10 protein-coding genes and 4 pseudogenes are annotated in these 10,856 nt (G+C 44.9%); 5 read left to right on the forward strand and 9 right to left on the reverse strand.

The window, feature by feature from the left end; all coding sequences use genetic code 11:
- From VZ94_RS17120 to serA, 9 genes and pseudogenes are all read right to left on the reverse strand, one after another.
- Nucleotides 1-493, reverse strand: a pseudogene (locus tag VZ94_RS17120) (hypothetical protein); the annotation flags it as partial.
- Complete coding sequence (gene tolR, locus VZ94_RS17125) at nt 494-943, reverse strand: protein TolR (RefSeq protein ID WP_045780151.1); 450 nt, start codon at nt 941-943, stop codon at nt 494-496. It abuts the pseudogene before it with no gap.
- Nucleotides 940-1,617: a protein TolQ gene (gene tolQ, locus VZ94_RS17130; RefSeq protein ID WP_045780152.1), complete on the reverse strand. Its 678-nt coding sequence runs from the start codon at nt 1,615-1,617 to the stop codon at nt 940-942. The genes tolR and tolQ overlap by 4 nt, the downstream gene beginning before the upstream one ends.
- The gene (gene ybgC, locus VZ94_RS17135; protein WP_045780153.1) at nt 1,614-1,991 is read right to left on the reverse strand and encodes a tol-pal system-associated acyl-CoA thioesterase; all 378 of its coding nucleotides are present in this window, start codon (nt 1,989-1,991) and stop codon (nt 1,614-1,616) included. Before ybgC ends, tolQ begins: the two co-directional genes overlap by 4 nt.
- 22 nt (nt 1,992-2,013) lie before the next feature.
- The gene (ruvB, locus tag VZ94_RS17140) at nt 2,014-3,048 is read right to left on the reverse strand and encodes a Holliday junction branch migration DNA helicase RuvB (RefSeq protein WP_045780154.1); all 1,035 of its coding nucleotides are present in this window, start codon (nt 3,046-3,048) and stop codon (nt 2,014-2,016) included.
- Nucleotides 3,035-3,643 (reverse strand): Holliday junction branch migration protein RuvA, encoded by a 609-nt coding sequence (gene ruvA, locus VZ94_RS17145; RefSeq protein WP_045780155.1) that lies wholly within the window; start codon nt 3,641-3,643, stop codon nt 3,035-3,037. Before ruvA ends, ruvB begins: the two co-directional genes overlap by 14 nt.
- Nucleotides 3,640-4,138 (reverse strand): annotated as a pseudogene (gene ruvC, locus VZ94_RS17150) (crossover junction endodeoxyribonuclease RuvC). The gene ruvA and the pseudogene ruvC overlap by 4 nt, the downstream one beginning before the upstream one ends.
- 175 nt (nt 4,139-4,313) lie before the next feature.
- On the reverse strand, nt 4,314-4,874 hold the full coding sequence (locus VZ94_RS17155) for an HAD-IB family phosphatase (RefSeq protein ID WP_338040485.1): 561 nt from the start codon (nt 4,872-4,874) through the stop codon (nt 4,314-4,316).
- Nucleotides 4,871-6,455: pseudogene (gene serA, locus VZ94_RS17160) on the reverse strand (phosphoglycerate dehydrogenase). Before serA ends, VZ94_RS17155 begins: the two are co-directional and overlap by 4 nt.
- Nucleotides 6,456-6,536: 81 nt before the next feature.
- Here serA and VZ94_RS17165 point away from each other — a divergent pair.
- The 5 genes and pseudogenes from VZ94_RS17165 (at nt 6,537) to VZ94_RS23590 (ending at nt 10,845) form a co-directional block, all read left to right on the forward strand.
- On the forward strand, nt 6,537-7,472 hold the full coding sequence (locus tag VZ94_RS17165) for a hypothetical protein (protein ID WP_131655610.1): 936 nt from the start codon (nt 6,537-6,539) through the stop codon (nt 7,470-7,472).
- 73 nt (nt 7,473-7,545) lie between these two features.
- Nucleotides 7,546-8,914, forward strand: a pseudogene (gene trhP / locus VZ94_RS17170) (prephenate-dependent tRNA uridine(34) hydroxylase TrhP).
- An 8-nt stretch (nt 8,915-8,922) separates the two neighbouring features.
- Complete coding sequence (locus VZ94_RS31045; RefSeq protein WP_275575310.1) at nt 8,923-9,534, forward strand: DUF2817 domain-containing protein; 612 nt, start codon at nt 8,923-8,925, stop codon at nt 9,532-9,534.
- Between the two features lie 43 nt (nt 9,535-9,577).
- Entirely contained in the window at nt 9,578-10,006 is a 429-nt protein-coding gene (locus VZ94_RS31050) for a DUF2817 domain-containing protein (RefSeq protein WP_275575311.1), read from the forward strand.
- A gap of 176 nt (nt 10,007-10,182) precedes the next feature.
- Nucleotides 10,183-10,845 carry a PA3715 family protein gene (locus VZ94_RS23590; protein WP_131655611.1) on the forward strand — a complete coding sequence of 221 codons (663 nt, stop codon included), beginning with the start codon at nt 10,183-10,185 and terminating at the stop codon, nt 10,843-10,845.
- The last annotated feature ends 11 nt before the right edge of the window (nt 10,846-10,856 follow it).

Consider the following 10,856-nt stretch of genomic DNA (forward strand, 5'->3'; position numbering starts at 1 on the left):
CAGCTTCGGCTTTCGCTTTCGCGGCTGCGTCAGCTTTGGCCTTTACTGCCGCGTCTTGTTTGGCTTGCTCTGCGGCTTCGGCTTTCGCTTTTGCGGCTGCTTCTTGTTTAGCCTGTTCTGCGGCTTCGGCTTTGGCCTTTGCTGCCGCGTCTTGTTTGGCTTGTTCTGCTGCTTCCGCCTGTTGTTGTGCTTTTTTAGCCGCTTCAGCTTGTCGTTGTTTTTCTAACTCCTGCAGTCTTTGTTGTTCTTGCGCGCGTTGTTCAGCGTCTCTTGCTGCTTGTGCAGCATCTGCTTCTGCTTGTTTTATCGCTTGTTCTTGTGCTTCTATTTCAGAAGCATCAAACATCGTCGCTTGTATTATTTCAGTCGGCTCAGGTTGCAGCACTTCTTTTGCAGGTTTAATCCAAGCGCTTAAAGCAAAGAGTATCAGCAATAGGGCATGTAAGCTGAATGCCAGTAAAAATGAACGCGTATAGCGTTTTTTTTGCAACATTTAGGGTTCAGAATGTTCGGAAGGCTTAGTCATTAATCCTACAGTAGGCACACCGGCATTTTTTAATGCCGCCATCACGCTAACGACGACGCCATATTCAATGGTTTTATCCGCGTTTATCAGTACTTGGGTTTTCGGTTTTTCAGCAAGAATTTGCATAACCGTTGGCGTGATTTCCGCCTCAGGTATCGCTTTATCGTCTTCGTTATTAATACGAATCAGATAGTCATGCTCTGACTTAACCGTTACGATAATCGGAGGGTTAGCTTCAACATCAATTTCAACGACTTTCGATTCGGCTTCAGGTAAATCAACTTCTACACCGGTTTGTAACATAGGCGTAGTAATCATAAAGATGATAAGTAAAACCAAGGTCACGTCGATATAAGGTACGACGTTGATTTCACCCATAGGTTTTCTTCGCGTGTTTTTTCGGCTGTACTGGCTCATTTGCTATGCGCTTGTCTTTGTAATAAAACCACAAATTCTTCGACAAATAATTCGTAGCGCCCGGTCAAGCGATAAAGCTTGGTTGAAAACCGGTTATAGGCTACAACGGCTGGAATCGCGGCAAACAAACCTATCGCCGTTGCAATCAAGGCTTCTGCAATACCCGGCGCAACCTGGGCTAATGTTGCTTGTTTGACATTACCCAGCGACATAAACGAGTTCATAATGCCCCAAACGGTACCAAACAAACCCACGTAAGGACTGGTTGAACCCACTGTCGCTAAAAAGGCTAAATGCTCGTCTAATCGATCTAATTCTCTCGATAACTCAATGCGCATGGCCCGTTGCGCACTTTCAACTTGCACCATAGGCTCTACTGTGCCGGTTTGACGCATACGTGAGAATTCTTTATAACCGGCTAAGAAAATTTTTTCTATCCCTTCTGGCTCAAAATCTTTCGCCGACAATTTTCGGTATAAGTCAGCTAACGCGACACCAGACCAAAATTGTTCCTCAAATTCATCGGTGATTTCCACTGCGCGGTTTAATTCTTTACGCTTAGCAAAAATAAACGTCCACGAGGCTAGCGATGCCGTAGCCAATACCAGCATGACGAATTGCACGACAAAGCTGGCTTCGGTTATTAAACGAAATATCGATAAATCAGTATTCATGAAGTAAGTTGTTGCAATAAATAAGGGGGAATCGCTTTAGGGCGCATGGTGTTAGCATCTAAGCAGGCGATTTTACACACTGCTGTGCAAAGCGGCTGTTGCTCTCGGCTGACCACTTGGTTAAACACTAAACTGGCTTTTTTAAGCTCAACCAGGTCTGCGCTAACCTGTAATAATTCATTAAATCGCGCCGGACTTAAATAATCGATTTGCACTGAACGCACGACGAATAAAATGCCTTCTTGCTGGACTAGCTGGTCTTGCTCATAACCGTTTGCACGTAATAATTCGGTACGCGCCCGTTCAAAATATTTTAAATAATTTGCATAAAATACGACACCTCCTGCATCGGTGTCTTCGTAATAGACGCGAATAGGCCAGGTAAAACGTCATGGGTTAATTAAATAAATCTTGCGTTAAACCTAGCGAACTAGGCGGTTTTAAGCCAAATAATAAATAGGTGTTTTCGGTAGCTACACGGCCGCGCGGTGTACGCATTAAAAAACCTTGCTGTAGCATATAAGGCTCTAATACATCTTCAATCGTGCCGCGCTCTTCGCTTATCGCTGCTGCTAAGGTGTCTAAACCGACTGGACCACCGGCAAAATTTTCAATAAGCGCCAGCAATAACTTTCGGTCTAACGCATCAAATCCATTGCTATCGATTTGTAGCATATCTAATGCCGCCATCGCACTCGCTTCATCGATAAGGCCTTGAGTTTTGATTTCGGCGAAATCTCTTACCCGACGCAATAACCGATTAGCGATGCGCGGCGTACCACGCGAGCGTTTAGCAATTTCTAACGCGCCTGCGTGCTCTATCCGAATCGATGATAACTGTGCCGAACGTTTTACAATCGCACATAACTCATCGAGATTATAAAACTCTAAACGTTGGATAATACCAAAACGGTCGCGTAGCGGCGATGTCAGTAATCCTGCTCTTGTTGTCGCACCGACTAACGTAAACGGCGGCAAATCCAACTTTATAGAACGCGCGGCAGGGCCTTCACCTATCATTAAGTCAAGCTGATAGTCTTCCATCGCTGGATATAAAATTTCTTCAACTGCCGGGCTTAGTCTATGAATTTCATCGATAAATAACACATCATGTGCTTGTAAATTGGTCAGCAACGCTGCTAAATCCCCTGCTTTTTCTAATACTGGACCTGATGTTTGCCGGATATTAACCGATAATTCAGCGGCGATAATATTGGCTAGCGTGGTTTTACCCAAGCCAGGTGGGCCAAAAATTAACACATGATCGAGTGCCTCTTTACGCTTTAACGTAGCTTGGATATAAATTTCCATTTGCATACGCAATTTTTCTTGCCCGATATAATCGGCTAGACGCTTAGGACGTATCGCTCTGTCTAAACGCTCGTCTTCATTTTGTTTGCTAGCGCTGATTAACCTATCACTTTCTAGCACACACCACCCCTTTTAAGGCGAGTCGAATCAGCTCTTCACAGCTTTTGTCGTGGCTATCTAGCGCTTGCACCATTTTAACGGCGTCTGCTGGTTTATAACCTAACGCGCATAAAGCGCTCACCGCTTCTTGTTGAGCATTCGATTGACTGGTTTGCACCACACCTTGTACCGGTACGGACATTGTTGTCGAACTGGCGTTAAGTTTATCTTGTAATTCAATCACTAAACGCTCAGCCGTTTTTTTACCCACTCCTGGCAAACGTACTAGGCTTTGGGTATCGCCGTGGGCAATGCTTTGGTGAAATTCGCTCACGCTTTGCCCAGATAAAATCGTCAATGCAAGCTTAGGGCCTACGCCATTAACTTTAATTAACTGCCGAAATAACCCTCGCTCGGCTTCTTCAGCAAAACCAAATAAAGCATGAGCATCTTCGCGTATCACTAAATGCGTGTATAACAACACATCGGTACCAATATTCGGTAATTGGTAAAACGTAGACATCGGTGCTTCTAATTCATAACCCACGCCTTGCACATCGACCATTAAGCCAGGTGGCGCTTTATAGATTAATGTGCCGCGCAATAAACCAATCATTTGCTGATTCCTAAATTAAGACGCATTGCGGTTTGTTGATAATGCGCATGACAAATACTTAAACCTAAAGCATCACCGGCATCTGTTTGCATGTCGCCTTGCAGACTGAGCAAAACTTTGACCATGTGCCGAACTTGTGCTTTATCAGCATTACCTTTACCGACTAAGGCTTGCTTGACTTGTCTGGCGGCATATTCAAACACCGGCAATGCCTGAGTTTGCACCGCACAAATCGCCGCACCGCGCGCTTGACCCAGTTTTAACGCAGAATCCGCGTTTTTTATGCATAAACACTTGCTCTATCGCCATGCACTCAGGTTTATATTGCTCAACGACGGTTACCACATCATCAAAAATCTGCTTCAATCGATCAGGAAAATAATCCGCGTGTATGCGTATGGCACCACTGCCTAAATACCGGTAAGCACCGGATGAATATTCGATAATGCCATATCCGGTAATGCGAGAACCGGGGTCTATGCCTAAAATACGCATGAAAAAGTAACAATATTCCTTAGGTGTTGCTAGGGGCACTTACTCTACCGGGAGACACAAGAAAGTCTACCACCCCACGCTACGGTTATAAGCCGATTAGAAAATATGCGCCAACACGGGCATTAAACTAGCTTCGCTAATAAAAACATCGGCTTGCTCGCGCACCACGTCGCGGCTAACCACGCCACCAAAGCCTATGAAAAAACGCGCCCGCTTGTTTAGCTTCTACATCGGTTTTACCATCGCCCACCATGACGAGTTTGCCATACTGTGTTAGCTGCTCAACCAGTAACGCCTTGCCCCCGGATTTAGCCAACGGTGATTGCCTATCAAAATCGTGATAACTGCCATCGTCGTTAAAATAAATATCAACTGCGTGCACCTGTGCAGCATCAATCCCTAAAACCTTTGCCAACGGTAACAACGCAGGACGCAAACCACCGCTGATAATATGCACAAGCTTACCTGCTTGCTGTAACGCCGAGATGACATCAACAGCCCCGTCGACTAACTCGGCAATATATAGCTCGGCTAACCAATGCATATCGGCTTGCTGCGGGCGTATACGCGCTAAACGTTGCTCATAGACAGCTTCTAACGGTAACACACCGTTCATCGCCGCCTCGGTTAGTTCCGCCATCGCAGCCCCTAAGCCTTTACGCTTAGCGAGTTCATCAATGCCTTCGATTTTGCTTAACGTGCTATCACAGTCAAAGCAGACGACGGCAAAGCTCATAATGAGATTTGTAACAGTTGATGCACCGCCGCAATCGCATTTAACTGAGCTAGCAAGTCGTTAGAAATCGGGTCAGTGACATTGATAACCGCCATTGCTTGTTGCTGAGCATCAGCGTTACTCACTTGCATACGAGTAATATTGATATTGGCATTACCGAGTACGGTACTAATCGCCGAAATCACACCTGGCTTATCATCGTGGCGAGTGATTAATAAACACCCTTCCGGCACAGCTTCAATATCGAAAGTATTAATCGATACCAATCGAGGCTGGCGTCCGCCTAATAATGCGCCCGACACGGTCACGTTGTGTTTACCTGAATAACCGGTTAATTTAATCAACGAAACATAATCTAAAGATTCTTGCGTCATGGTTTCTGATAACGCAATACCTTGGCGTTTAGCGATATTTTCCGCATTAACCCGGTTAACCGGTGTAGAAAATTGACCGCTTAATAAACCGACTAATGCCGATACTGAAATAGGACGTACTGCCACTTCAGCCGCTCTACCATATACAGCAACCTCTAAACGCTCTAACGGTTGCGTTGCAATACCGGCTAACACCTTACCTAGAATACCTGCCAAGTTCATGTATTCGTGCGATTTTTCTAAATCTTTCGCAGAAATACGCGGTAAGTTTAAGGCATTAATCGCTTCACCGGTATTAAAAAACGTCACGGCTTGTCTTGCGATTTCCACACTCACCGCGACTTGCGCTTCTGATGTCGAAGCACCTAAATGCGGCGTGAATACGATATTATCTAATTCTAATAATGGCGAACCTGCCGGCGGTTCTTCCTCATAAACATCAAGTGCTGCACCCGCTAAACGACCATTTTTTAACGCATCGTATAACGCAGCTTCGTCAATCAAACCACCGCGCGCGCAGTTAATAATCATCGCTGATTTTTTCATCTGCGCTAATCGGTTAGCATCAATGATATTTTTAGTTTTTTCGATTAATGGGCAATGCAATGTTAAATAATCGGCGCGTTTAACGAACTCATCTAAGCTCACCGATTCAACACCGTACTCAGCGAAAAATTTCTGGCGCCACGAAAGGGTCATAAGCAATGACGTTCATTCTTAAGCCTAGCCCGCGTTGCGAAACGATTCGACCTATGGTGCCAAAACCTAAAATCGCCAACGTTTTGTTAGCAACTTCAGAACCCATTAATTTAGAGCGCTCCCATTTGCCAGCGCGCACAGAACGATCCGCCGTTGGCAAGTGGCGACTTAACGATAACATGTGAGCAATCGCTAATTCGGCTGTTGTGGTTGCATTAGCATCAGGGGTATTCATGATGATAATGCCTAATTCGGTTGCTAACGGAATATCAACGTTATCAACACCAATACCGGCACGCCCAATCAGCTTTAAATTCGTCGCAGCATGAAGTACGGCAGGCGTCACTTGCGTATCACTGCGTATTAATAAAGCATCATAATCGGCAATGATGTCACACAAACCTTGCTCGTTTAATCCGGTTTTAACAGTAATTTCAAATCCGGGTTGAGCGTTTAAATACTCAATACCCGCTTGCGCTAATTTGTCTGAGATAAGAATTTTAGTCATGAGGTTTTAGCAATACCGAGATGCGAAAAGGGAATAGTTTAACAGCTTTGTTATAATCCCGGAATTATGCCGCATTAATTATTGATAACAGCAACAATTCCTATGCCCTACTCGTTTCGTGTCCATATTCATTTAGGCGCTCACAAAACCGCCTCGACGTTTATCCAAAATTGGCTAAGCAAGCACATGGAGTTTCTTGCGCAAAACCAAATCGCTTATATTCCGTTAGCGAGGTTACGGCAAAAGTTTATGCCTGCGTTTTGGCGAGCCGTGGAAAATTCAACGCAAATCAGTGATAAACAGGGACAGTTATTAGAATGTTTATATACCGAGACCCGTGATTTAGGCTTTGACTTAGCCAACACTAAGCTTTTGCTATTATCGGAAGAAAATCTATTAGGCGGCCTTAATACCTTAGTCACACAAGGGCTTTTATATCCACGTCTGGAGCAACGCATGAATGTGTTAGCGCAGTTATTTAATGACTTCCCACTACACACCTTTCTAGCAATTCGAAATTACGCCGACTTTTACCCCTCTGCCTATGCCGAAACCATAAGGCATCAGTACTTAAAATCCTACGACGAATTCTTAACCCATTTAGCTTGGCAAAACAATAGCTGGCTACAAGTCATCGCGACCATACAAGCCTCACTAGCCCCGTTGACCCTATGGGCTTACGAAGATTTTCGCGAGCATACGGCGGCAATTCTATCGGCGCTATTAGACTTAGAAATCCCTAGCGCCATGATAGACGCAACCACCACTGACCGCCCCTCATTAAGTCAAAAAGGCTTAGATTTAGCGATGCATAGTCGGCATTTATTAACGCCGCTGGAAATGAAAAGATTGGTTAATTTATTGGCCGATAAAATGATTTTTGAGCCGCCTGATAACAAAATCGTCCTGCCCGACCCTGCACGAATCGCTTTGTTAAACACACAATATCAAACAGAATTAATGACCCTCGCACCGCTTAGGCTTAAATTCGACCAACACCCGTGCAACCAGTTATAATTCCTTGTTTTCATTAGTTTAGTAATCCGCTATCATGCTGTGATGTTATCTCCTACTGTTTTACTTGGAAATTATGAGAACTATAGAACTGTTATCCCCTGCCGGTACGTTAAAAAACATGCGTTATGCATTTGCTTATGGCGCAGATGCCGTTTATGCCGGTTTACCGCGTTATAGCTTACGCGTTCGCAACAACGATTTTTTAACCGGTAATTTAGCCACGGGTATCGCTGAAGCGCATGTTTTAGGCAAAAAATTCTTTTTGGCCACTAACGTGATTCCGCATAACGCCAAAATCAAAACCTTTACCAAAGACTTAAACCCGATTATTGAGATGGGCCCGGATGCCCTTATTATGGCTGACCCCGGCTTAATCATGATGGCACGTGAAGCCTGGCCAGAGATGCCGATTCATTTATCGGTACAAGCCAATACGGTAAATTATGCCGCTGTAAAATTTTGGCAACGTTTAGGCGTGAGCCGGATTATTTTGTCACGCGAACTCTCGTTAGATGAAATTGCTGAAATACGCCAACAATGCCCGGATATGGAATTAGAAGTATTTGTCCACGGCGCATTATGTATCGCTTATTCTGGCCGCTGCTTACTGTCTGGCTATTTTAATCATCGCGACCCTAATCAAGGCACATGTACCAACTCGTGCCGCTGGAAATACGACACGTTACCCGCACATGAAAATGCTGAAGGCGATACCGTGTTAGCGACGGGCGCACTCTCATTAAACGATATAAGCTACTCCAGTTGCGGTGGCAGCGAGCGTCACCCACTGGCCGATAATATTTACTTTTTGGAAGAGGAAAACCGCAAAGGCGAGTTATTACCCATCATGGAAGATGAAAACGGCACATACATTATGAATTCCAAAGACTTACGGGCTATTGAACATGTACAGCGCTTAGTTGAAATCGGTGTAGACAGTTTAAAAATCGAAGGCCGTACCAAATCACATTATTATGTTGCGCGCACGGCGCAAACCTATAAACAAGCCATAAACGATGCCTTAGCCGGTCGCCCGTTCCAGCCTGAACTGTTAGGCGTGTTGCAAAACTTAGCTAATCGGGGTTATACCGATGGTTTTTACCAACGTCACCATACCGAAGAGCATCAAAACTACCTATCCGGCTATTCACTGAGCCATCAACAACGTTTTTTGTGGCGAAATCAAAAGCTTTGACACAGTTACCGGCTACGCAACTATCGATGTGAAAAATAAATTCTCAGTCGGCGACCGGTTAGAATTGATTTTACCTACCGGTAACCAAGACATTATCTTAGAAGACATGTTAAGCAAATACGATGAGCCTATGCATGAAGCCTCAGGTAGCGGTTATGAAGTTAAAATCAAACTACCCGCGTATGCAGAATATGGTTTGTTAGCGCGGTATTCGGATGAGCTTAGCCCTGTACTCGATTTAGCCTAGCCCAATCCATGAACGCGTCTGATATTCGTTTTTTCTCTGATAGCTACCTCACCGGCCGAACACGTTGGCTAGAACTATTAAACCAACTCGCCTGCCCTACTCGCTATCAGCCGTATCAAGCGCCTGGCTTTGGCCCGAGTAACGAGGCGTTAATCACCGATACGGCTTGGCTTGGCGCTGACGAAGCCGAACGTGTATTAGTTATCATCAGCGGTACTCATGGCGTTGAAGGCTTTGCCGGCAATGCTGTGCAATTAAACTGGTTAACCAGGCTGGCAAGCGGCGCTATCACACTGCCCAAAACCACCGCTGTGTTAATCGTACATGCTTTAACACCGTGGGGTTATGCGTGGCGGCGGCGTTGCGATCACGATGGTGTCGATTTAAATCGTAATAAAGTCGATTTTAACCAACCACTACCGCAAAATCCTGGTTACGAGGAACTTCGTAGCGCGTTATATCATGCCAGCCATGAACAACGACAACAGCTATTTAACGACTACGAGCAACAACAAGGACGTGCTACCTTTGAACACGCGATAAGTGCAGGTCAATACACCGATGCTTTAGGCCCCTTTTATGGCGGCTTAGCGCCCTCTCACGGACGTTTTAGTCATTGAAGATTTAATACAGCAATATCAATTAGCCACTAAAACCCTAGCTGTGGTCGATATACACACTGGCTTAGGACCATTTGGGTATGGTGAAATCATTTGCGACCACGAACCGGATAGCTTAGGCGCTAACACGGCAAAACATTGGTACGGTGATTCTGTTACCTTACCGCTATTAGGCACCTCATTTTCTGTTCCTAAATACGGTTTAATGGATTTTGCCTGGCATGAGATTATGGCTGATAGCGAAAGCTGTTGTATTACCTTAGAATTTGGCACGTATAGAACCCGTGAATTATTCGAAATACTGCTAAAAGACCATCTGCTTTGGGCGATGACGGATAATGATGACGCAAGAGCGCAACATGCTCAGGTGATGCAAAACTATTTCTGCCCGAAAGACTGCGCATGGCGAGAATTAGTATTATTCCGTAGCCAACAAGTATTAGATCAAGCACTGACTGGTGTAGCAGGCTAACAATATGGACCACCAACGTAAGGTGGGACAGGGAATTCAGGGTGCAGGACACCGTGAATACATCCTTGTAGGCTTGGTGGCAGCATCTCTGCTGCCAACACCTGCCCCCTAAACACCCTGTCCCTACTAAAGTGGGTAGCCACAATATGAAAATTTAACTTTTAAGAAAAGGCGTAATGATGAAGTTTTGTTCGCTATGTTTTTACTTGGTACTTACGCTGTTTGCCGTTTGCGCCAATGCGAGTTGCTCAGATCCAAATCTCAACAGACTGACCTTAACGCTTCACCCTGGCAAGCTACTTGACAATAAGCTTGTCGAATGTAAACAGTGGCCAGCAGACCCAAGCCTAACCATATTCGTATTGCCTTATCCTCACCCGCTGCCGATTGAGCCTGAAACAACCGTTTATGATGTTGAAATTGCAGTGGTAAACAATGCTTCAGGTAAAGTCGTTGCGAATAGCTATCAAACTGATGCTTGGGAATCTGATGCAAATAAAATTGACCATGTGCAAATTGATACCGGTCGTTACCAATTAGCGACAGCAATTCGTGGCTTTGGGGTAAGAATCCATACCACCGGGTCATCCAAGGCTAATCCTTTCTACGGTGAGCAACTGTCGCTATACATGATAAAAAATCAACGCTTAATCAATCTATTAGGTATTACGGTAAATGATTTTACAGGAGAATGGGATACGAACTGCGCGGGGGAATTTGAAGAATTTAACCGAATACTAATTGTTTTGCCGCACAAAACTAATGGTTTTGCTGATTTGCTCGTAAAAGAAACCCGTGCGAAAAAAAAAAGTCTCAGCCTATCGGCACGGAATGCATAGAAAGCGTCATA

The sequence above is a fragment of the Methylocucumis oryzae genome, assembly GCF_000963695.1.
GTDB lineage: Bacteria > Pseudomonadota > Gammaproteobacteria > Methylococcales > Methylomonadaceae > Methylovulum > Methylovulum oryzae.

Bases quoted from the DNA above. Each gene is read 5' to 3' on its own strand.
- tolR (WP_045780151.1), bottom strand. From the start codon at position 943: ATGAGCCAGTACAGCCGAAAAAACACGCGAAGAAAACCTATGGGTGAA.
- tolQ (WP_045780152.1), bottom strand. From the start codon at position 1,617: ATGAATACTGATTTATCGATATTTCGTTTAATAACCGAAGCCAGCTTT.
- ruvA (WP_045780155.1), bottom strand. From the start codon at position 3,643: ATGATTGGTTTATTGCGCGGCACATTAATCTATAAAGCGCCACCTGGC.
- VZ94_RS17155 (WP_338040485.1), bottom strand. From the start codon at position 4,874: ATGAGCTTTGCCGTCGTCTGCTTTGACTGTGATAGCACGTTAAGCAAA.
- VZ94_RS31045 (WP_275575310.1), top strand. From the start codon at position 8,923: ATGAACGCGTCTGATATTCGTTTTTTCTCTGATAGCTACCTCACCGGC.
- VZ94_RS23590 (WP_131655611.1), top strand. From the start codon at position 10,183: ATGATGAAGTTTTGTTCGCTATGTTTTTACTTGGTACTTACGCTGTTT.